Annotated in this window: 16 protein-coding genes; 14 read left to right on the forward strand and 2 right to left on the reverse strand. The window is 63.6% G+C overall.

The genetic code is table 11. From position 1 onward, the window contains the following. Positions 1-29: 29 nt before the first annotated feature. A complete protein-coding gene (locus LCI23_RS18285) occupies positions 30-2,573 on the reverse strand; it encodes an ABC transporter permease (protein WP_224947883.1) in 2,544 nt (847 codons plus the stop codon). Between the two features lie 9 nt (positions 2,574-2,582). Next, positions 2,583-3,599 carry an adenosine deaminase gene (locus LCI23_RS18290; RefSeq protein WP_224947884.1) on the reverse strand — a complete coding sequence of 339 codons (1,017 nt, stop codon included), beginning with the start codon at positions 3,597-3,599 and terminating at the stop codon, positions 2,583-2,585. Positions 3,600-4,311: 712 nt separating this feature from the next. Here LCI23_RS18290 and LCI23_RS18295 point away from each other — a divergent pair. The 14 genes from LCI23_RS18295 to LCI23_RS18360 all read left to right on the forward strand — a co-directional run bounded on the left by LCI23_RS18295 (position 4,312) and on the right by LCI23_RS18360 (position 21,679). Further along, positions 4,312-6,234, forward strand: a complete 1,923-nt coding sequence (locus tag LCI23_RS18295) for a PrkA family serine protein kinase (RefSeq protein WP_224947885.1) — start codon at positions 4,312-4,314, stop codon at positions 6,232-6,234. A 182-nt stretch (positions 6,235-6,416) separates the two neighbouring features. Beyond that, a complete protein-coding gene (locus LCI23_RS18300; protein WP_224947886.1) occupies positions 6,417-7,688 on the forward strand; it encodes a YeaH/YhbH family protein in 1,272 nt (423 codons plus the stop codon). Between the two features lie 18 nt (positions 7,689-7,706). Then, the gene (locus tag LCI23_RS18305) at positions 7,707-9,230 is read left to right on the forward strand and encodes a SpoVR family protein (protein WP_224947887.1); all 1,524 of its coding nucleotides are present in this window, start codon (positions 7,707-7,709) and stop codon (positions 9,228-9,230) included. Between the two features lie 839 nt (positions 9,231-10,069). Then, positions 10,070-10,729, forward strand: a complete 660-nt coding sequence (locus LCI23_RS18310; protein WP_224947888.1) for an energy transducer TonB — start codon at positions 10,070-10,072, stop codon at positions 10,727-10,729. 86 nt (positions 10,730-10,815) lie between these two features. Beyond that, positions 10,816-11,748: a MotA/TolQ/ExbB proton channel family protein gene (locus LCI23_RS18315; protein ID WP_224947889.1), complete on the forward strand. Its 933-nt coding sequence runs from the start codon at positions 10,816-10,818 to the stop codon at positions 11,746-11,748. 2 nt (positions 11,749-11,750) lie between these two features. After that, complete coding sequence (locus LCI23_RS18320; RefSeq protein WP_224947890.1) at positions 11,751-12,179, forward strand: biopolymer transporter ExbD; 429 nt, start codon at positions 11,751-11,753, stop codon at positions 12,177-12,179. Positions 12,180-12,260: 81 nt separating this feature from the next. Next, a complete protein-coding gene (locus tag LCI23_RS18325) occupies positions 12,261-12,692 on the forward strand; it encodes a biopolymer transporter ExbD (RefSeq protein WP_224947891.1) in 432 nt (143 codons plus the stop codon). Between the two features lie 68 nt (positions 12,693-12,760). Then, positions 12,761-13,990 carry a lipopolysaccharide assembly protein LapB gene (locus LCI23_RS18330; protein ID WP_224947892.1) on the forward strand — a complete coding sequence of 410 codons (1,230 nt, stop codon included), beginning with the start codon at positions 12,761-12,763 and terminating at the stop codon, positions 13,988-13,990. 300 nt (positions 13,991-14,290) lie between these two features. Next, positions 14,291-15,262, forward strand: coding sequence for a bifunctional riboflavin kinase/FAD synthetase (locus LCI23_RS18335; protein ID WP_224947893.1), 972 nt, complete (start codon positions 14,291-14,293; stop codon positions 15,260-15,262). Positions 15,263-15,343: 81 nt separating this feature from the next. Then, on the forward strand, positions 15,344-18,250 hold the full coding sequence (ileS, locus tag LCI23_RS18340; RefSeq protein ID WP_224947894.1) for an isoleucine--tRNA ligase: 2,907 nt from the start codon (positions 15,344-15,346) through the stop codon (positions 18,248-18,250). A 70-nt stretch (positions 18,251-18,320) separates the two neighbouring features. Further along, entirely contained in the window at positions 18,321-18,848 is a 528-nt protein-coding gene (lspA, locus tag LCI23_RS18345; RefSeq protein WP_224947895.1) for a signal peptidase II, read from the forward strand. Between the two features lie 21 nt (positions 18,849-18,869). Beyond that, entirely contained in the window at positions 18,870-20,090 is a 1,221-nt protein-coding gene (coaBC, locus tag LCI23_RS18350; RefSeq protein ID WP_224947900.1) for a bifunctional phosphopantothenoylcysteine decarboxylase/phosphopantothenate--cysteine ligase CoaBC, read from the forward strand. 26 nt (positions 20,091-20,116) lie between these two features. After that, positions 20,117-20,566, forward strand: a complete 450-nt coding sequence (gene dut / locus LCI23_RS18355) for a dUTP diphosphatase (protein ID WP_224947896.1) — start codon at positions 20,117-20,119, stop codon at positions 20,564-20,566. A 15-nt stretch (positions 20,567-20,581) separates the two neighbouring features. Beyond that, positions 20,582-21,679, forward strand: a complete 1,098-nt coding sequence (locus LCI23_RS18360) for a M48 family metallopeptidase (RefSeq protein ID WP_224947897.1) — start codon at positions 20,582-20,584, stop codon at positions 21,677-21,679. Positions 21,680-21,982 lie beyond the last annotated feature (303 nt).

Consider the following 21,982-nt stretch of genomic DNA (forward strand, 5'->3'; position numbering starts at 1 on the left):
TGTCCCTTGCCCACTTGTTGCTATCCGCTTCAGGCTTCGCGCAGCGTCTGCAGCGGCGGCTGGCGCAGCACGCTGCGCAGGCCCAGCCAGCCGCCGACCAGCGCGCAGGCGGCGCCCACCGCGATACCGGCCAGCCATACCTGTGGCTCGAACTTCCATGGGAATTTGAACACGTACTCGGCCAGCACCCAGCCCATGGCCGCCGCGCCGCTCGCGGCCAGCAGGCCGGACAGGCCGCCGACCAGCACGAACTCGATGCGCTGCGCGGTCGCCAGTTGTCCGCGGGTGGCGCCGAGCGCGCGCAGCAGGCCGGCTTCGCGGGTGCGCTCCGACTGCGACCCCATCAGCGCCGCATACAGCACCAGCACGCCGGAGGCGAGCGTGAACATGAACAGGAACTCGACCGCCACCACTACCTGGTCGAGCACTTCCTGCAGCTGGCGGATGATGCCGGAGACGTCGATCACGGTCAGGTTCGGGTAGGCGCGCGTCAGCGCGCTGGTGAGGTTTCCTGCCCCAGTCCCCTCACCTTCGGGGAGGTGGAAGGCAGTCATATAGCTCTTCGGCGCATTCGCCATCGCCTGCGGGTTGATGATGACGAAGAAGTTGGCCCGCATCGAGCCCCATTCGAGCTTGCGCAGGCTGGTCACCCTGGCCTGCACTGGCATGCCGGCCATGTCGAAGCGCATCACGTCGCCCAGCTTCAGGCCCAGCGTCTTGGCCAGGCCCTGCTCCACCGACGCCTCGGCCACGCCCGGCGCATCCCGGTACCAGCTGCCCGCGACGATCTCGTTGGTTTCGGGCAGGTCGGCCACGGTGGAGAGGTTGAATTCGCGTTCGGCCATGCGCCGCGCGTCGCCGTCCTGGTAGGTGTTGCGGGTGAGCTGGGTGCCGTTGATGTGGGTGAGGCGGCCACGGATCATCGGATACAGGAACACGTTCTTCACCCCGGCCCCGGCCAGCTGCCGTTCGACGCCGGGCGCCTGCTCCGGCTGGATGTTGATGATGAAGCGGTTCGGCGCGTCCGGCGGCGTGGCGCTGCGCCAGGCCGCCATCAGGTCGCCGCGCACCACGGTGAGCAGCAGCAGCGCCATCAGGCCGAGCGACAGCGACACCACCTGTACCACCGTGGCACCGGGGCGGCGCTGCAGCGAGGTGATGGCGAAGCGCCAGCTCTGGTTGCTGGAGGCGCCGCGCAGGCGCCGCAGCAGGCGCAGGCCGAGCCAGGCGACGAAGGCGAACAGGGCCAGGCCACCCAGGAAGCCGCCGGCCGTCATCAAGGCCAGTCTGGTGTCGCCGGCCTGCCACAGCAGCAGCGCCAGGAACACGCCGATCCCGAGGCCGTAGGTGGCCAGCGCCAGCGGCTGCGGGGCGGCCGCTTCGCGCCGGATCACGCGGTTATGCGGCACGTTACGCAGCTGAAGCACCGGCGGCAGCGCGAAGCCGACCAGCAGCAGCATGCCGGTCGCCATGCCCTGCAGCGCCGGCAGCGGCGACACCGGCGGCAGGTCGGGCGGCAGCAGTTCGCCGATCATCTGGACCAGGAGGTAGTGCGCGCCGAAGCCGACCGCCACGCCCAGCAGGCTGCCCGCCAGGCCGACGATGGCGAATTCGGTCAGGTACAGGGTGCCGACCTGGTTCTGGGTCATGCCCAGGCAGCGCAGCATGGCGCAGGCGTCGAGGTGGCGCTGCATGAAGCGGCGCGCCGCCATCGCCACCGCGACCGCCGCCAGCATCGCCGACAGCAGGCCGACCAGCGACAGGAAGCTGTCGGCGCGGTCGAGCGTGGCGCGCATCTCGGGGCGGCCGTTTTCCAGCGTTTCGATGCGCACGCCGCGCACGTTGCGCGCGGCGATGTCGGCGCGCAGCCATTTTTCATAGGCGGCCACGGCGGACATGTCGTTCTTGGAAGGCGAGGCCACCTGCAGCCGGTAGGTGACGCGCGAAAAGGCATCCACCAGGCCCGTCGCGGGCAGGTCCTGCAGCGACAGCATCACGCGCGGCGCGAAGTTGGAGAAGCCGGCCCCCTTGTCCGGCTCGGTGGCGATCAGCTGCGCGATGCGGAAGCTTTTATCGCCCAGCTGGATCGTGCCGCCCACTCCGGTGCGCAGCGCCGGCAGCAGGTTGGCGTCGACCCAGACGGTACCGGGCGCCGGAATTCCGGAGGTTTTCTGTCCGATCGCGCGACTGGCCTCGTCGGGGTTCGTGGTGATGCTGAGCTGGCCGCGCAGCGGATAGCGGCTTGATACCGCCTTGACCGCGGAGAGCTGGGCCATGGAGGCGTCGCCCTCGCCCGCCTGGGCCATGCTCTGGAAGGCCGCCGTTTCGGCAACCAGGAGGCCGCGCCGCTTCGCCTCGTCTTTCCAGGCCTGCTGGACCGGGTCGTCGGCATTCACCAGGAGGTCGGCGCCCAGCAGCTGGTGCGCGTCGCGATTCAGGCCAGCGCGCATGCGGTCGATGAAGAAACCGACCGAAGACAGCGCCGACACGGCCACGATCAGTGCGACAAGCAGGAAGCGCAGTTCGCCGGCGCGCCAGTCGCGCGCGGTCATGCGGAGGGACTGGAGGAACATGGGCATGCCTTAGTGTGCGGTGGCGTTGGCGAAGAAGGCGTCGACCTCGGCGAGGAAGGCGCGCTTGCGCTCCGGGTCGAGGAAGGAGGCGGTAAAGCTGTTGCGGGCCAGCTGGCGCGCGTGGCCGGCATCGAGCGGCAGTGCCTCGAAGGCCGCGATGAAGTTGTCGTTCAGATAGCCCCCGAAATAGGCCGGGTCGTCCGAGTTGACGGTGACGGCCAGGCCGGCGTCGAGCAGCTGGCGCAGGTTGTGGCTGCCCATTACGTCGAATACGCGCAGCTTGATGTTCGAGAGCGGGCAGACGGTCAGCGCCATGCCTTCGCGTGCCAGGCGCTCGGTCAGTTCCGGGCTGTCGAGAGTGCGCACGCCATGGTCGATGCGCTCGACCTTGAGCACGTCGAGCGCGCTCTCGATATAGCTTGGCGGGCCCTCCTCGCCCGCATGCGCGACCAGGCGCAGGCCGAGCTGGCGCGCGCGCTCGAACACGCGCGCGAATTTCTCGGGCGGGTTGCCGACCTCGGACGAATCCAGGCCGACGCCCAGAACCTTGTCGCGGTAAGGCAGGGCTTCGTCGAGCGTGGCCAGCGCTTCTTCTTCGGACAGGTGGCGCAGGAAGCACATGATCAGGCTGGCGCTGATCGGCCCCTCCTGGCAGGCGCGCCAGATGCCGTTGATGACGGTCTCGAAAGGCACGCCGCGCGCGGTATGGGTCTGCGGATCGAAGAAGATCTCGGCGTGACGGACATGGTCGGCATGCGCCCGTGCGAGATAGGCGGCGGTCATGTCGTAGAAATCCTGCTCGGTCAACAGCACGCTGGCGCCAGCGTAATAGATGTCGAGGAAGGATTGCAGGTCCGTGAATGCATAGGCCGCACGCAAGTCCTCGACCGAGGCATAAGGCAAGGAGACACCGTTTCTTTGCGCCAGCGCAAAAATCAGTTCTGGCTCCAGCGAACCTTCGATATGGATGTGTAATTCTGCCTTGGGCATGTTCTGCACGATGCTGCGTAGCTGGTCATTCAGCATGATGGTCTCCGGCGCCGGATTCGATGGACGTGAACGAGAGTGTAACCGATGCGTGCTACCCCTCGCGCCATAGGGAAAAAAGGGGCCGGGAAAGCGCCATCCGGAAGCCGCGTCTTGACGATACGCGTGCGCCGCCGCTCGGGCATATCGTGCAAGATCGGTTCACCACAGTTGATATTTAAACAGCCTGAAGCATGCGGATCCGGACCTCCACATGGTGCATGAAGGGCCGTTCAGGCGTCGCGATAAACGCGCTTCCAGGCTCTGCCTGGTGTCTGTTTGGCGGTTGCCTGGAGGGGGCTTCATGGGGGCTTAATGGGGGCTTAATGGAAGCTTAATGGGAGCTCGGCACCCCCTCGAGGGCTCCGTCCGGGAATGCCATGGAATCGTACTTTTTTCAATGTTTTCAAATACTTGAAGAATCATCCAACACGCACACGGCAGCGCTTTACTTCACCACCCAATAGGCACATAATAAATTTCATAAACGCAAAAAAGACGTTCTCCAGCAACGGGAGACCCGGGCACGACCCGGGATGACAACAAGAAGACCGCCAGCATTTCCGGCGCCGGACATCCCGGCTCCGCACGCGTGGCGACCACGAGGAGTACGCCAGACAAAGACCGGGGAAGCAGGCAGTCCTTGCACAGCCGGCTGCCATGACAGTGACCGTTGTTCGCAATACGCAGTTGCACATAAAGGACATTCGAAATGAGCATCTTTGACAACTACGCAGCCCGCTATGAGCGTACCCGGGAAGAGGAATACTCCATGACGGAGTTTCTCCAGCTGTGCAAGAAGGATCCCCTCACCTACGCCAGCGCGCCGGAACGCATGCTGGCCGCCATTGGCGAACCGACCCTGGTCGACACCCGTCTTGACCCGCGTCTGTCGCGCATCTTCGCCAACAAGGTCATCAAGATCTACCCGGCTTTCCGCGAGTTCTACGGCATGGAAGAGGTGATCGAGCAGGTCGTCTCCTATTTCCGCCACGCGGCGCAGGGCCTGGAAGAGCGCAAGCAGATCCTCTACCTGCTCGGCCCGGTCGGCGGCGGCAAGTCCTCGATCGCCGAAAAGCTGAAGCAGCTGATGGAACAGGTGCCCTTCTACGCGATCAAGGGTTCGCCCGTGAACGAATCGCCGCTCGGCCTGTTCAGCGAGGAGGAAGACGGCACCATCCTCGAAGAGGACTACGGGATCCCGCGCCGCTACCTGCGCACCATCCCGAGCCCGTGGGCGGTCAAGCGCCTGCACGAGTTCGGCGGCGACATCAACAGGTTCCGCGTGGTCAAGCGCTATCCGTCGATCCTGAAGCAGATCGCGATCGCCAAGACCGAGCCGGGCGACGAAAACAACCAGGACATTTCCTCGCTGGTCGGCAAGGTCGACATCCGCAAGCTCGAAGACTATGCCCAGGACGATCCGGACGCCTACAGCTACTCGGGCGGCCTGTGCCTGGCCAACCAGGGCCTGATGGAATTCGTCGAAATGTTCAAGGCCCCGATCAAGGTGCTGCACCCGCTGCTCACGGCCACCCAGGAAGGCAACTACAAGGGCACCGAGGGCTTCGGCGCGATTCCGTTCGAGGGCATCATCCTGGCGCACTCGAACGAGTCGGAATGGAAGACCTTCCGCAACAACCGCAACAACGAGGCCTTCCTCGACCGGATCTACATCGTGAAGGTCCCCTACTGCCTGCGCGTGTCGGACGAGATCAAGATCTACGACAAGCTGCTGCACAATTCCTCGCTCGACAAGGCGCCCTGCGCCCCGGGTACGCTGCGCATGATGGCGCAGTTCGCGATCCTGTCGCGCCTGAAGGATCCGGAAAACTCCAGCATTTATTCGAAGATGCTGGTGTACGACGGCGAGAACCTGAAGGACACCGATCCCAAGGCGAAGTCGATGCACGAATATGTCGATTACGCCGGCGTGGACGAAGGCATGAATGGCCTGTCGACCCGCTTCGCTTTCAAGATCCTGTCCAAGGTCTTCAACTTCGACAATACCGAAGTGGCGGCCAATCCGGTGCACCTGCTGTACGTGCTCGAGCAGCAGATCGAGCGCGAGCAGTTCCCGCCCGAGACCGAGCAGCGCTACATGTCCTATATCAAGGAGCACCTGGCGCAGCGCTACGTCGATTTCATCGGCAAGGAAATCCAGACCGCCTACCTGGAAAGCTATTCCGAGTATGGCCAGAACATCTTCGACCGCTACGTGACCTTTGCCGACTTCTGGATCCAGGACCAGGAATTCCGCGACCCGGATACCGGCGAGAGCTTCGACCGCGAATCGCTGAATGCCGAACTGGAAAAGATCGAGAAGCCGGCCGGCATTTCGAATCCGAAGGATTTCCGCAACGAGATCGTCAACTTCAGCCTGCGTGCGCGGGCTACCAATGCCGGCAAGAACCCGGCCTGGACCAGCTACGAGAAATTCCGTAGCGTGATCGAGAAGAAGATGTTCTCGAACACCGAAGAACTCCTGCCCGTCATTTCCTTCAATGCGAAGGCGAGTGCCGAGGATGCCAACAAGCATGCCGACTTTGTCGCCCGCATGGTCGAGAAAGGCTATACGCCGAAGCAGGTACGGCTGCTGTGCGAATGGTATCTGCGTGTGCGGAAGTCCTCCTGAGGACCGCTCCACGCAGGGCGCAGGCGCGTGCGAAAGCGGCGCGCCGCCGCGGATGCACCGGTCCGGCCGCCTGGCCGGCCCGGCCCGCGCACCGGCGCGCGTGCGCCGCTGCGCGCGATTGCGCGGCGTATTAAGATAAGGGTACCGGGAAGCTTGCCGGTGCTGAGAGCAGGAGGCCAGTTTTGACTTACCTCATCGACCGTCGCTTGCAGGGCAAGAACAAGTCAGCGGTCAACCGCGAACGTTTCCTGCGCCGTTACAAGGCGCAAATCAAGGATGCGGTCGGCCGCGCGATCAAGGGCCGCTCGATCACCGACATCGAGAACGGCGAGAAAGTCACGATTCCCGTGAAGGACGTGAACGAGCCCCATTTCGGCCATGCCCATGGCGGGGTCTGGGAAACCGTCAACCCCGGCAACACGGAATACCAGAAAGGCGACCAGTTCAACCGTCCGCGCAGCGGTGGCGGTGGCAGCGGGCGCGGCCGCGCCGGCAACAGCGACCAGACCACCGAGGACGATTTCATCTTCGAGCTCTCGCGCGAAGAATTCATGAATTACTTCTTCGAAGACCTCGAGCTGCCGAACATGATCAAGACGCAGCTGTCGCAGACGGTCGAGTTCAAGAGCCAGCGCGCCGGCTACAACGTGTCCGGCACCCCGTCCAACATCCATGTCCTGCGCTCGCTGCGCGGGGCGCTTGGACGCCGCATCGCGGTGGGCGGCCCGGCCAAGCGGCAGCTGAAGGAGGCCGAGGCGGCGCTCCAGGCCCTGCTCGACGAAGGCGCGCCGGCCGACGACGAACAGGTGCTGGCACTGAAAGACAAGATCCACCACTTGCACATCCGGCTCAACGCGATTCCCTTCATCGATCCTTTCGATTTGCGCTACTCGAACCGGATCAAGGTGCCGAAGCCGAGCACCTCGGCGGTGATGTTCTGCATCATGGACGTGTCCGGATCGATGGACGAGACGCGCAAGGACACCGCCAAGCGTTTCTTCATCCTGCTCTACCTGTTCCTGAAACGGGTGTACGAAAAAATCGAGGTGGTCTTCATCCGCCACCACACGGCCGCGGCCGAGGTCGACGAAAACGAGTTCTTCCATTCGCGCGAGTCGGGCGGGACCGTGGTGTCCTCGGCCCTGCACCTGCTGCAGAAAGTGCTGTCCGAACGCTATGGCAGCGCCGACTGGAATGCCTATGTCGCCCAGGCCTCGGACGGCGACAACTGGGACAACGATTCGGTGCTGTGCAAGCAGATCCTGGGCCAGTCCATCATGCCGCGCGTCCAGTACTACACCTATGTCGAGATCACCGACGGCCCGCCCCAGAACCTGTGGGAACAATATTGCGAAGTGGCCGAGCAGCACCGCAACTTCGCCATGCAGAAGATCGTCACCCCGGCCGATATCTATCCGGTCTTCCGCGAGCTGTTCAAGAAACAGCCAAAGTAATCAACACGGAGGCCTGCCATGCCACGAGACCCGAACAACCCGCGCGCCCTGCCCGAGCAGTCGGAATGGACGTTTGAGCTGATCGAACAGGCGCACGAGGAGATCAGGCGGGTGGCCAAGCGCTACGGCCTGGATACCTATCCGACCCAGCTCGAGATCATCACCGCCGAGCAGATGATGGACGCCTATACCTCGGTGGGGATGCCGGTGTCTTACAACCACTGGTCCTTCGGTAAGCACTTCCTGACGACGGAGAAGAGCTACAAGCGCGGCCAGATGGGCCTGGCCTACGAGATCGTCATCAATTCGAATCCTTGCATCGCCTACCTGATGGAAGAGAACAGCCTGACGATGCAGGCCCTGGTGATCGCTCATGCTGCGTACGGGCACAACTCCTTCTTCAAAGGCAATTACCTGTTTCGCACCTGGACCGATGCCGACGCCATCGTCGACTATATGGTCTTTGCCAAGAACTATATTGCCGAGTGCGAACAGCGCTATGGCATCGATGCGGTCGAGGAGTTGCTCGATTCCTGCCACGCCCTGCAAAACTATGGCGTCGACCGTTACAAGCGTCCGGCCAAGCTGTCGGTGGCGCAGGAAACCGCGCGCCAGAAGGAGCGTGAGGAATATGCGCAGTCTCAGGTGAACGAGATCTGGCGTACCCTGCCCTTGCGCGAGGAACAGGTCAGCGCTGCGGCGCCAAACCGTTTCCCGCCCGAACCGGAAGAAAACCTCCTGTATTTCATCGAAAAGTACGCCCCCCTGCTCGAACCCTGGCAGCGCGAGCTGGTGCGGATCACACGCAAGATCTCCCAGTATTTCTATCCGCAGCGCCAGACCCAGGTGATGAACGAAGGCTGGGCCACCTTCTGGCACTACACCATCCTGCAAGACCTGTACAAGGAAGGCATCGTCGGGGACGGCTTCATGCTCGAGTTCCTGCAGAGCCATACGAACGTCGTCTACCAGCCGCCAGCCACCAGTCCCTATTACAGCGGCATCAATCCATATGCGCTCGGTTTCGCGATGATGTCCGACATTCGCCGCATTTGCGAAGACCCGACCGACGAAGACCGAGCCTGGTTCCCGGATCTGGCTGGCAGCGACTGGATCAAGACCCTGGACTTTGCGATGCGCAATTTCAAGGACGAGAGTTTCATTGCCCAGTACCTTTCGCCGAAACTGATCCGTGAATTTCACTTCTTCGCCGTACTCGACGATGACCGCAGCGACAAACTGACCATCTCGGCCATCCACGACGAGCAAGGCTACCGCTACGTGCGCCAGAAGCTGGCCGAGCAGTACAACCTCGGCAGCCGCGAGCCGAACATCCAGGTGTGGCAGGTGAATACCCGGGACGATCGCGCCCTGACCCTGCGCCATACCCAGTTCAACCGCCGGCCACTGAACCAGCAGGCCCAGGAAGTGCTGAAGCACGTGGCGCGGCTGTGGGGTTTCGACGTGCGGCTGGAAACGGTGGACCCGGGTGGCCACGTGGTCAGTTTCCTGGAGTGCCGGCGCGAAAAGCGCGGCCGCTGAGCGCACCGCAGGCGTAGAGCCCCATGCGGCCGGAGGCGATCCGTCCGCCTATCCCTTCCTTCGCCGCGGTCACCCGGTGCACCAGCATCCTGCCGGGCCCGCGCAGGTGCGCCAGCCTGGCAGCACTGCCCGTCCTGCACGGCAGCCGGACCTGCGAGCCCAGCTTCCTTGTCCTACCCATCTCCCCCAGACTCCCTTTCCATGCCTGACCGCAGCTTTTACTACCCCCGCCCCCTTCTTTCGACCATGCTGAGGTAATTTTTTTGCGCATCGGTGCGTGAACACACTGTTCAAAACGATGATTTCCATGTAGTTTTGCCATGTACGGCAATCAGATATGCCTGAGAAGCTTGTCAGACGCACAATCAAAGTATGCCAGAACAGGGATTTCCCATTACTTTGAGCTATGGCTGGCGGGAAGGAAAATCGCTGGGGCTGGCCTGCCTGGCCACAGGCGTGCGTATCGCCAAACTAGCTATAGTTTGCAAAAATAGCAGTAACTCAATATAGGAAATTTGCCGTTGAGCTTTTTTGGCATGAAAAATTTGGCAAAACCGGCATCCATGCCTGACGATCCACACATGGAGGAGAATCACTACGCAAAATTACAAAACATCCCTGCTTTCTGGACCACATGCACCCCGCGACCGCAGCTGTACAGATGAGCTTGTTTGGGCGTTTTTAGAGGCAGTTATGCCCTCTTTCAGGGGTGTAAAAATGTCTCCTCAAAAAAGAATTCGTAGGTATAATTCTTTGATGTCCCGGATGCGGCCCTAGGTTTTTGTCGTGTTTAGTGGGTTTAGTGGCAACAAAAAGAGTTGGTATTGGAGAAAGATGGCATGAATTTTACGCATGATAAGAACCCGGGGAAGAATTACACCGGTCTCGCCATTGTTATCCTGTTGCACGTGGTGGTCGCTTGGGCATTTATCAATGGCCTGGGCACCCGTATCGTCACCAAGGTAACCGAGGCTGTTGAAACAAAACTGATTGAAGAGGTGAAGCCGCCTCCCCCGCCGGAAACGCCGCCACCGCCGCCACCGCCGGAAATGAAGGCTCCGCCGCCGCCGTTCATTCCGCCGGTCGAAGTCCAGGTGCAGCAGCCGCCGCCGCCGCAGAACGCGATCACGACGGCCACCAATACGCCGCCGCCGACCACCCAGCTGGCGCCGCCGGCACCTCCGGCACCGCCGGCCCCGCCAGCAGCACCGCGTGGTCCGAGCCGTACCGAGGCAGGTGTGGACTTCAACACTTGCGCGCGTCCGGAATATCCGCGTTCGTCGCAGCGTAACGAAGAAACTGGTACCACGACCCTGCAGTTCCTGATCGGTGTCGATGGTCGAGTAATCGAATCCAAACTGCAGAAGTCGTCTGGCTTCCGCGACCTGGACCGGGCTGCGCAATCGGCCCTGAGCAAATGCCGGTTCAAGCCGGGAACTGTTGATGGCCAGCCGCAACAGTCGTGGACAGCGGTGCAGTACGTCTGGACGCTGGAATAAAACCGAGACAGACCATCGTCTCAACTCTATGATTTTCGTTGTTACTAAGTTCAGCGAACTGTCTATTTAATATTTTTGGAGGAAGCATGTTTAAGAATACCCGTTTGTCCGCTATGCTGGCGGCTGTCCTGTTCTCGGTAACGGCGGCATCGGCCCTGGTCTCCGCACCGGCCTTCGCTGACGCTCCTGCCGCAGGCGCTACCGCTCCGGCGGCTGACGCTGCTGCCCCCGCTGCCGACGCAGCTGCACCGGCAGCCGACGCTGCAGCCGCTCCCGCTGGCGATGCAGCCGCACCGGCCGCTGGCGGCGAAACGACTGAAGAAGTCCACAACCCGTACGGCATCGAAGCCATGTGGGAAGAAGGCGACTTCGTCAACAAGGGCACCATCATCATCCTGTCGCTGATGTCGATCGGTTCGTGGTACATCATCATCACCAAGCTGATCGACCAGCAGAAGATCATGCGCCAGTCGAAAGAAGCTTCGGCCAAGTTCTGGAAAGCACCGTCGATCGCCGCTGGCTCGGCTCAGCTGAAAGAAGGCTCGCCGTTCCGCTTCATCGCTGAAACCGGCACCAAGGCAACCCAGCACCACGACGGCGCCCTGCTCGAGCAGATCGACCTGTCGACCTGGGTGACCATGCAGATCCAGCGCGCCGTGGACCGCGTCCAGTCGCGCCTGCAGGATGGCCTGTCGTTCCTGGCAACCGTCGGTTCGACCTCGCCGTTCATCGGTCTGTTCGGTACCGTCTGGGGCATCTACAACGCGCTGACCGCCATCGGTATGTCGGGTAACGCGTCGATCGACAAAGTGGCAGGCCCGGTGGGTGAAGCACTGATCATGACCGCATTCGGTCTGTTCGTTGCAGTCCCGGCGGTTCTGGGTTACAACTGGCTGGTTCGTCGTAACAAGTCGGTCATGGAAGACGTCCGTTCGTTCTCGGCTGACGTGCACTCGGTCCTGATCTCGGGCGCCATGTCGACCTCGAACGCTGCCGCTGGTGCCAAGAAGGCTGGTTAATCATGTCGATGAGTGTCGGCTCCGATTCCGGAGATGAAGATACCGTGATGTCGGAGATCAACACGACGCCCCTCGTGGACATCATGTTGGTTCTCCTGATCATCTTCCTGATCACCAGCCCGGTGGTATTGAATCTGCAGAAAGTGAATCTGCCTGCCGAGACGAACCAGGTCACCAAGACCAAGCCGGAAGACGTCAACATCACCATCAACAAAGATGGCGAGATGTACTACAACCAGACGCGCATCGCGAACACGGACGAGCTGTTCAAGTTCCTCGCGGAGCAGTCGGTGAAGCAGCCGCAGCCTGCCGTCAAAGTTCGTGGCGACCAGGAGTCGCGCTACGAATCGGTCGGCCGGGTGATCTACACGGCTCAGCGTGCTGGGATTCAGAAGGTCGGTTTCGTCATCGAACCGCCTGACAAGGGCTAATACCCTGTCCGCGATATCGGGATTTTCCCCGGAAGGTCTTGATATCGCGTCCGAGACCCCAACATTTGAAAAGGAAACACCATGGGCATGAACGTAGGTTCGGGCTCCGCTAAAGGAGCTGATCCGGAACCGATGATGGAAATGAACATGACGCCGCTGATCGACGTCCTGCTCGTTCTCATCATTATGATGATTATCACGATTCCGAAGCAAAACCACTCGGTCAATCTGAACATGCCGGTTGGCACCCCGCCACCGCAAACCACCCAGCCGGTGGTCGTGACGATCGACGTGGACTTCGATGGCACCATCCTCTGGGATGGCCAGGTCGTGAATAACCGTTCGGAACTGGAAGCCAAGATGAACGCGGTCGCCGCGATGCCTGACCAGCCGGAAGTGCACCTGCGTCCGAACAAGCTGGTCGAGTACAAAGTCGTTGCCGGCGTCATGGCAACCGCACAGCGTCTCGGCGTCACCAAGATCGGCATGGTCGGTAACGAGCAGTTCCAGTAATCGATCCATGTTTGACCAACACGGCAGGGTTTCCCTGCCGTGTCCATTTTGAAGAAGGATGTTTTCAGATGATTAAATTCCGTCTCGCACACCTTGGCTTGGCAATGGCCGCCCTCGGGTTCACCGCTGCCCTGCCGGTCGTCGGCCTGGCACCTGTGCACGCCGCTGTCTCCCTGCGCCCGGAAGTCGGCAAGCCGCTGCAGCAGGCGCAGACCCTGCTGAAACAGGGCAACGCCAAGGGCGCCCTGGCTGCCCTGCGCGATGCGGATAAGGCAGCAAAGACCGATGACGAACGCTTCCTGATCGAGCGCGTGCGCGCATCGGCGGCCTCGTCGGCCGGTGACTGGAACACCGCTGCCAACTCGTTCGAAAAACTGCTCGATTCCGGCAAGCTGAGCGCAGGCGAGCGTTCGCAGTTCTCGGAAGGCCTGGTCGGCATCTACATGCGCGCCGGCGACCTGAACAAGGCGAATGCCACCATCCAGAAGCTGCTGCAGAAAGGTAACGATCCGAAGCTGCGCGCCTACCTGCTGCAGAACTATTACAAGCAGGGCAATGTCGCCGCGCTCGAGCAGGAACTGCGCAATGCCGAGAAGAGCGGCCGCCTGAGCGAAGACGAACTCGGCATGCTGGCCAACATCCAGCTCAAGAAGAACGACAAGGCAGGCTACGTCAACACCATCGAGAAGCTGGCCGCCAGCTATCCGAAGGCCCAGTACTGGAACGACCTGCTCAATCGCGTGCAGGGCAAGCCTGGCTTCTCCGGCCGCCTGATGGTGGACGTGTACCGCCTCAAGCTGGCCAATAACCTGATGAAGAAGCCGAGCGAGTTCATGGAAATGGCCCAGCTGGTGCTGCAGGCGAAAGCCCCGGCCGAAGCGCTGAAGGTCATCGACAAGGGCTACAAGGCGGGCGCCCTGGGCACCGGTGCGGACGCCGAGCGCCACAAGCGCCTGAAGGACCTGGCCGACAAGAACATGGCCGAGCAGAACAAGGGCGTCGCCGCCCTGGAAGCCGAATACACCGCCGCCAAGGACAACGATGCGCTGGTGGGTCTCGGCTATGCGCTGGTCCAGGCTGGCCAGGCCGACAAGGGCCTAAAGATGATGGAAAACGCCATCAAGGCCGGCGGCCTGAAGTACGGCGAAGAAGCCAAGCTGCGCCTGGGCGAAGCCTATGCCGCGGCCGGCCGCAAGCAGCAGGCCATCAACACGCTCAAGACCGTATCGGGCAAGGAAGGCACCGCCGACCTCGCACGCTACTGGATCATGGCGATCAACCGTCCGATCTCCGGATAAAGCGGTTCGCCCGAGCGACCGGAAACGCCGCCTGTTCGCAGGCGGCGTTTTTTTTCACCTGCGCATGCGGTTCGCAGGGTGGGCGGCTCCACCCGGCCGCTGCACAGCCGCCGACAGCCCCGCCGCCCACGCGGAGACCGCCGGCGCCATGCCAACCCCGCGCCAGCGATCACCAGATCGCCCCTCCCCGCATGGCGGCCATGGCGGCCAGCATCGACCGACGTTGCTGTGCAACATCCGAGTTACCGTATAATCGGGTATTTCGCGCCGGACCGGCCGGCTGCGCCACTGGAAGCATTGATGAAGGTATTTCGCGGACTCCCCAACGACAGGGCACGCGCACCCTGCGCTCTCACGATCGGCAACTTTGACGGTGTCCACCGTGGTCACCAGGCATTGTTGGCGCACGTGCGCGGCGCCGCATCGGCGCTCGGGATCGAGGCCGCCGTGATGACCTTCGAACCGCACCCGCGCGAATACTTCGCCCGCAGGATGGGCGACCTGTCGAAAGCGCCGGCCCGCATCGCCAACCTGCGCGACAAGCTGGAAGACCTGTCCGCGGCCGGCATCGACCGCGTGATCGTCGAACATTTCAACGAACATTTCGCCGCCCAGTCGCCGCAGGACTTCATCGAGCGCGTGCTGGTCGACGGCCTGCACGTGAAGTGGCTGATGGTGGGCGACGACTTCCGTTTCGGCGCCAGGCGCATGGGCGACATCGCGATGCTGCAGGAGGCCGGCCGCAGGCACGGTTTCCAGGTCGAGACCCTGGACGCCGTGATGCTGGGCGAACGCCGCATCTCATCCTCGGCGGTGCGCGAAGCGCTGGCCGCGGGCGACTTCGGCGCCACCCAGCAGCTGCTCGGCCATCCGTATGCGATCTCGGGCCACGTGATCCACGGCCAGAAGCTGGGCCGCACGCTTGGCTTTCCGACCCTGAACCTGCGCGTGATGCACCGCCCCGCCCTGTGCGGCATCTTCGTGGTACAGGTGCATGGCCTGGCGGATGCACCCCTGCCCGCCGTGGCCAGCCTGGGCGTGCGTCCGACCGTGGAAGACGCTGGCCGCATGCTGCTCGAAGTCCACCTGTTCGGCTACGACCAGCCGGCCTACGGCAAGCTGGTGCGGGTCGAGTTCCTCGCCAAGCTGCGCGACGAGGAAAAATACGCCGACCTCCCCACCCTCACCGCCGCGATCGAGCGCGACGCCCGACAGGCGCGCACCTTCTTCGCGCACCGCAATGGCGCGCTCACCGCGACCGACCGAATTTGACGCTCCCGGCATCGCGCGGCGCCAACGCGCCACCGCCGCCCCGGCGCGGCACCTGAACAGAATCCCCTAGAGAAAAAGCACATGTCCGATACCAAACCCGCCAACACCGACGCTGCCCAGAACAAGCCCCAGAAGGGCCAGAAGAAACCAGAGAGCAAATATCCGGTCAACATGACCGACACCCCTTTCCCGATGCGCGGCGACCTCGCCAAGCGCGAACCGGGCTGGGTGAAGCAGTGGCAGGACAAGAAGATCTACCAGCGCATCCGCAAGGCGGCCGCCGGGCGTCCGAAGTTCATCCTGCACGACGGTCCACCGTATGCGAACGGTGACATCCACCTCGGCCACGCCGTCAACAAGATCCTCAAAGACATGGTCGTGAAGTCGCGCACCATGGCCGGCTTCGACGCGCCCTACGTGCCGGGCTGGGACTGCCACGGCATGCCGATCGAGATCCAGATCGAAAAACAGTTCGGCAAGAACCTGCCGACCGCCGAGGTCCTGCAGAAAGCACGCAGCTACGCGCTCGAGCAGATCGACCGCCAGCGCGCCGGCTTCATCCGCCTGGGCGTGCTGGGCGAATGGGAAAACCCCTACATGACCATGGCCTACGGCAACGAGGCCGATGAGCTGCGCGCCCTCGGCAAGCTGCTCGAAAAGGGCTATGTGTACCGCGGCCTGAAGCCGGTCAACTGGTGCTTCGACTGCGGTTCGGCCCTGGCCGAGGCGGAAGTGGAATACCAGGACAAGCGCGACCCGGCGATCGACGTCGGCTTCCCGTTTGCCGAGCCTGAAAAAGTGGCGGACGCCTTCGGCCTGGCCGCGCTGCCGACGACGCATGGCTTCATCGTGATCTGGACCACCACGCCGTGGACCATCCCGTCGAACCAGGCGCTGAACGTCAATCCGGAGGTGACTTACGCGCTGGTGCAGGCCGAACGCGAGGGTGAGCCCCTGCTCCTGATCCTGGCCCAGGACCTGGTCGACGCCACCCTGCAGCGCTACAAGCTGGAAGGACAGGTCGTCGCCACCACCCTGGGCGAGAAGCTCGGTGGCCTGCGCTTCAAGCACCCGCTGCACGCGCAGGACCCGTTCTATGACCGCAGCTCGCCGGTTTACCTGGCCGACTACGTCACCACCGACAGCGGCACCGGCGTGGTGCACTCGGCGCCGGCCTACGGCCTGGAAGACTTCCAGTCGTGCAAGGCGCACGGCATGAAGGACGACGAGATCCTGAAACCGGTGATGGGCGATGGCCGCTTCGCGTCCACCCTGCCCCTGTTCGGCGGCATGAGCATCTGGGAAGCATCGAAGCCGATCTGCGAGGCGCTGCGCGGCGCGGGCGCGCTGTTCGAACTGAAGATGTTCGACCACAGCTACATGCACTGCTGGCGCCACAAGACCCCGATCGTCTACCGCGCAACCAGCCAGTGGTTCGCCGGCATGGACCTCACCCCGAAGGACGGCGGCCCGACCCTGCGCGAGACCGCGCTCGCCGGCATCGCCGAGACCCGGTTCTTCCCCGACTGGGGCCAGGCCCGCCTGCATGGCATGATCGCCAACCGTCCCGACTGGACCCTGTCGCGCCAGCGCCAGTGGGGCGTGCCGATGGCCTTCTTCATCCACAAGGAGACCGGAGAACTGCACCCGCGCACTCCGGAGCTGCTGGAGAAAATCGCCCAGCTCATCGAGCAGAACGGCATCGACGCCTGGCAGACCCTCGACCCGGCCACCCTGCTGGGCGAGGATGCGGCCCACTACGAGAAGAACAAGGACACGCTGGACGTGTGGTTCGACTCGGGCTCGACCCACCAGACCGTGCTGCGCGGCTCGCACAAGGAACAATCCGCCTTCCCGGCCGACCTCTACCTGGAAGGCTCGGACCAGCACCGCGGCTGGTTCCATTCGTCGCTCTTGACGTCCTCGATGCTCAACGGCCGCCCGCCCTATAAAGCGCTGCTGACCCACGGCTTCACGGTGGACGAGAACGGCAAGAAGATGTCGAAGTCGCTCGGCAATACGCTGGCGCCGCAGAAGATCTCCGACACCCTCGGCGCCGACATCCTGCGCCTGTGGGTGGCCTCGACCGACTATACCGGCGAGCTGTCGATCGGCGAGGAGATCCTCAAGCGCGTGACCGAGTCCTACCGCCGTATCCGCAACACCCTGCGCTTCCTGCTGGCCAACACCTCGGACTTCGATCCGGCCAGGGACGCCGTGAAGGTAGAAGAGCTGCTCGAGATCGACCGCTACGCGATCGCCGCGATGGACCAGCTGCAAAAGGACATCGCCGGCCACTTCGAGCGCTACGAGTTCCACCCGGTGGTGGCCCGCCTGCAGAACTACTGTTCGGAAGACCTGGGCGGGTTCTACCTCGACATCCTGAAGGACCGCCTGTACACCACCGGCGTCGATTCGCCTGCACGCCGCTCGGCCCAGACCGCGCTGTGGCACATCGCTCATTCCCTGCTGCGCGTGATGGCGCCGATCCTGTCCTTCACCGCCGAGGAAGCCTGGGCCGTGTTCGCGGGCCAGCAGGCCTTCCAGGACTCTGACGAGACCATCTTCACGCAGACCCTGTGGACCTTCCCGGACATCGCGGACGGTGCGGCGCTGCTGGCCAAGTACGCGGCGCTGCGCGAAGTGCGCGCCGACGTCACCAAGCAGCTGGAAGAAGTGCGCGCCTCGGGCGCCATCGGCTCCTCGCTGCAGGCGGAACTGGCCATCAAGGCGGCCGGCGACAAGTACGCCCTGCTGGCCAGCCTGGACGATGAGCTGAAGTTCGTGTTCATCACCTCGCAGGCCAAGGTCGAGCGCGTCGACGACGCCGCCAGCGAGGCGGTGGCCGTGACGCCGTGCGAGGCGGAAAAGTGCGAGCGCTGCTGGCACTACCGCCGCGATGTCGGCCACGATTCAGCGCATCCGGGCCTGTGCGGCCGCTGCACCAGCAACCTGTTCGGCAGCGGCGAACCACGCCGTTTCGCTTGATCCATTCCCGGTACCACCGGCCTGTCGCGCAGCGTGCATGCGCGGCAGGCCGGTCATCATCTGACTGACCATGGCCACCAAAACCAAAAAAGCAACCCCGGGCTTCAAGCCCGTCTCCAAGCCTTCCGCCAGCCTGCTGCCGTGGTTCGGCATCGCCGTGCTGGTCGTGCTGTTCGACCAGGTGACCAAGCTCACCGTCGAGCGCAGCTTCGCCTACGGCGAGACGCTGCCGCTGACGGGCTTCTTCAACCTGATCAAGGTGTACAACCCTGGCGCCGCCTTCAGCTTCCTGGGTGACGCCGGTGGCTGGCAACGCTACTTCTTCACCGGCATCGCGATCGCCGCGGTCGCCTACATCCTGTACCTGATGAAGAAGCACGCCAACCAGCGCCTGTTCTGCTTCGCCCTGGCCCTGATCATGGGCGGCGCGATCGGCAACGTGATCGACCGCCTGGCGTATGGCCACGTGATCGACTTCCTCGATTTCTACTGGAAGGGCCTGGGCCACTTCCCGGCCTTTAACATCGCCGACATCGGTATTTCGGTGGGCGCCTTCCTGTTCATCGTCGACGAACTGCGTCGCGTGAACAAATCCTGACTGACGAGGGCGATGATGAGCATGGACCTGAAGGACAAGAAGATCGTCCTCGGCCTGACCGGGGGCGTGGCCTGCTACAAGGCTGCGGAGCTGTGCCGCGCCCTGGTGAAGCAGGGTGCGAGCGTGCAGGTGGTGATGAGCGAGGCGGCCACGCACTTTATCGGCGCGGTCACCATGCAGGCCCTCTCGGGCCGCCCGGTCTACACCGACCAGTGGGACCCGCGCATGGCCAACAACATGGCCCACATCGACCTGACGCGCGACGCCGACGCGATCCTGATCGCGCCCTGCTCGGCCGATTTCATCCGCAAGCTGGCGCACGGGGCCTGCGACGACCTGCTGTCCACCCTGTGCGTGGCGCGCCCGCGCAGGGTGCCGCTGCTGGTGGCGCCGGCCATGAACGTCGAGATGTGGGAAAACCCGGCCACGGCGCGCAACGTGGCCCAGATCCGCGCCGACGGCGCGTGCCTGTTCGGCCCCGCGGCCGGCGCCCAGGCCTGCGGCGAGACGGGACTGGGCCGAATGCTGGAGCCTGAAGAACTGCTGGAAGAGCTGGTCGCGGCCTTCCAGCACACGGTGCTGGAAGGCCGGCGTGTCCTGATCACGGCCGGGCCCACCTTCGAACCGATCGACCCGGTGCGCGGCATCACCAACCTCTCGTCCGGCAAGATGGGCTATGCGGTGGCACGCGCGGCGCGCGAGGCCGGCGCCGAGGTGACGCTGGTGAGCGGCCCTACCGCCCTGCCGACCCCGCACGGCGTGCGCCGCATCGACGTGCTCACCGCCCAGCAGATGCACGACGCCGTGATGGCGGGCGTAGGGGGCCAGCACGTGTTCATCGGCGTGGCCGCCGTGGCCGACTGGCGGGTGGCGAATGCCAGCGGCCAGAAGATCAAGAAGGCCGAAGACGGCGGCGCCCCGCAGCTGGAGTTCGTGCAGAACGCCGACATCCTGGCGTCGGTGGCGGCCACCACCTCGCTGTCCGGCTGGCCGTATTGCGTGGGCTTCGCGGCCGAATCGGAAAACCTGATGGCCTACGGCGCCGCCAAGCGCGAGAAAAAAGGCATTCCCTTGTTGGTGGGCAATATCGGGCCCCAGACTTTCGGCCAAGATGACAACACGATCATCCTGTTCGACGAGAGCGGCCACACGGTGCTGCCGCGCGCCGACAAGCTGAGCCTGGCGCGTCAGCTGGTTTCCGAAATCGCGAAGCGCCTCGAACAGCGCTCGCTGCTCACCTAGCCTCATCGCATCAATACAAGAACAGCATGAAGAACATCGACCTCAAGATCCTCGACCCGCGCATGCGCGACCTGCTGCCGGCCTACGGCACGCCCGGCAGCGCCGGCCTCGACCTGCGCGCCTGCATCGATGCGCCACTGGTCATCGAGCCTGGCCAGACGGTGCTGGTGCCGACCGGCCTGGCGATCCATATCGGCGACCCCGGCTATGCCGCCATGATCCTGCCGCGCAGCGGGCTCGGCCATAAGAGCGGCATCGTTCTCGGCAATCTGGTAGGCTTGATCGACTCCGACTACCAGGGCCAGCTGATGGTATCGACCTGGAACCGTGGCCACGCCACCTTCACCCTGCAAGCGATGGACCGCCTGGCCCAGCTCGTGATCGTGCCGGTGCTGCAGGTCGGCTTCAACATCGTGGAAGAGTTCGCGTCGAGCGAACGCGGCGCCGGAGGCTTCGGCAGCACCGGCAAACAATAACGAACAAGGAGGACCATGTCCCGCATTCGCATCCATCTGCGTCCGTATTTCCGCTCCGCCGCGCTGGGCATCGCCGCCGCGGCGCTGCTGTCGGCCTGTGCCAGCCAGGGCCCCGTCCAGCCGGGCCAGCAGCTCCCGCCAGGACAGACCGCGCCGCAGACGGCGCCGGTGACGCCGGAGATGACGGCGGCGGCCGAGACCCTGACCCAGATGGCGGCCCTGCACGACCGCCTGTACAAGGTCGCGGCGCCGCTCCTGATCGATAACGCGGAACTGTGCACGCGCCACGCGCGCAACCTGCTCGGCTTCACCGCGAAGAACCGGTATTCGTATTCGGGCCAGTACAACGAGGCCGCGTACCGCGTGCTGGGCATGGGCGAAGTGCTGCAGGTGACCAATGTGCTGGTCGGCAGCGGCGCCGCCAAGGCCGGGCTGCGCCAGGGCGACCTGCTGCTGGCGGCGGGCGCCAAGCCGCTGCCGCCCGGTCCCGATGCGCTGAAGCAGGCCGGCGCCATCTTCTCGCCGATCGTGGCGAAGCAGGCGGCGCTGCCGCTGACGGTCGAGCGCGATGGCCAGCAGCGCAGCCTGAGCGTCCCGGTCACCCGTGCCTGCGGCTACAGCATCGAACTGGGCAACGCCGACAACGTCAACGCCTATGCCGACGGCCAGCGCATCCTGGTCACGCGCGGCATGATGGGCGTGACCGAGAACGACACCGAACTGGCCTACGTGCTGGCGCACACGATGGCGCACAACATGCTCGGCCACGCGGCCAGCCAGCGCAATGCCGGCACCATCGGCAGCATCATCGACAACCTGAACAGTATCGTGCCGGATACCTCGATGCTGATCGGCAGCGGCGGCATCAAGGCGATGCCGGCCGGGCTCGATGCCGGTGCCGAGCGGCTCGCGGTCTACCTGCTGGCGCGCGCCGACTACCGCCTCGACGGCCTGGCCGCGTTCTGGAAGCGCTTCGCGGCGGCCCATCCGGCCACGGTGCTCAATGGGCATACCGCCAACCACCCGGCGCTGGCACAGCGCCTGGGCGCCATCGACAAGGCGGTGGCCGAGGTCAAGGCGAAAAAATCGGACAGGAAGCCGCTGGTCCCGTAAGGCTGGCGCCGCACTGGCTGGCAGGCCGGCCAGCGCGGCTGCGTATTGCACAAGTGTATTTACATTTGTATCCGCTTTCTCCGCCGAAGTCGATTAGGTGGCAAGTTTCGTCAGGCATACACAACAAAGTAATCAAAAGTCTGTCCTGAATAGGGCAACTGACAGTTTCTCCTAATAAAATATCTGCCGGGTAACATTTGTTACTGTCACGGGAACCTCCGTTCCCTTCCACCGCAGAGAACTGTCATGACGACTTCCGGCGAACTCCTCGCTCCTGGCGGCAACACGCCCTCCACCTACCAG

The organism is Massilia sp. MS-15 (genome assembly GCF_020176695.1).
In the GTDB taxonomy this organism is placed as follows: Bacteria; Pseudomonadota; Gammaproteobacteria; order Burkholderiales; family Burkholderiaceae_D; genus Telluria; species Telluria hydrophila.

Excerpts from the sequence above, each read along its gene's own strand:
- LCI23_RS18330 (WP_224947892.1), top strand. The coding sequence starts at position 12,761 with ATGATTAAATTCCGTCTCGCACACCTTGGCTTGGCAATGGCCGCCCTC.
- LCI23_RS18305 (WP_224947887.1), top strand. The coding sequence starts at position 7,707 with ATGCCACGAGACCCGAACAACCCGCGCGCCCTGCCCGAGCAGTCGGAA.
- lspA (WP_224947895.1), top strand. The coding sequence starts at position 18,321 with ATGGCCACCAAAACCAAAAAAGCAACCCCGGGCTTCAAGCCCGTCTCC.
- LCI23_RS18335 (WP_224947893.1), top strand. The coding sequence starts at position 14,291 with ATGAAGGTATTTCGCGGACTCCCCAACGACAGGGCACGCGCACCCTGC.
- LCI23_RS18360 (WP_224947897.1), top strand. The coding sequence starts at position 20,582 with ATGTCCCGCATTCGCATCCATCTGCGTCCGTATTTCCGCTCCGCCGCG.
- LCI23_RS18325 (WP_224947891.1), top strand. The coding sequence starts at position 12,261 with ATGGGCATGAACGTAGGTTCGGGCTCCGCTAAAGGAGCTGATCCGGAA.
- LCI23_RS18295 (WP_224947885.1), top strand. The coding sequence starts at position 4,312 with ATGAGCATCTTTGACAACTACGCAGCCCGCTATGAGCGTACCCGGGAA.
- dut (WP_224947896.1), top strand. The coding sequence starts at position 20,117 with ATGAAGAACATCGACCTCAAGATCCTCGACCCGCGCATGCGCGACCTG.
- LCI23_RS18315 (WP_224947889.1), top strand. The coding sequence starts at position 10,816 with ATGTTTAAGAATACCCGTTTGTCCGCTATGCTGGCGGCTGTCCTGTTC.
- LCI23_RS18320 (WP_224947890.1), top strand. The coding sequence starts at position 11,751 with ATGTCGATGAGTGTCGGCTCCGATTCCGGAGATGAAGATACCGTGATG.
- LCI23_RS18290 (WP_224947884.1), bottom strand. The coding sequence starts at position 3,599 with ATGCTGAATGACCAGCTACGCAGCATCGTGCAGAACATGCCCAAGGCA.
- coaBC (WP_224947900.1), top strand. The coding sequence starts at position 18,870 with ATGGACCTGAAGGACAAGAAGATCGTCCTCGGCCTGACCGGGGGCGTG.
- LCI23_RS18285 (WP_224947883.1), bottom strand. The coding sequence starts at position 2,573 with ATGTTCCTCCAGTCCCTCCGCATGACCGCGCGCGACTGGCGCGCCGGC.
- LCI23_RS18310 (WP_224947888.1), top strand. The coding sequence starts at position 10,070 with ATGAATTTTACGCATGATAAGAACCCGGGGAAGAATTACACCGGTCTC.
- ileS (WP_224947894.1), top strand. The coding sequence starts at position 15,344 with ATGTCCGATACCAAACCCGCCAACACCGACGCTGCCCAGAACAAGCCC.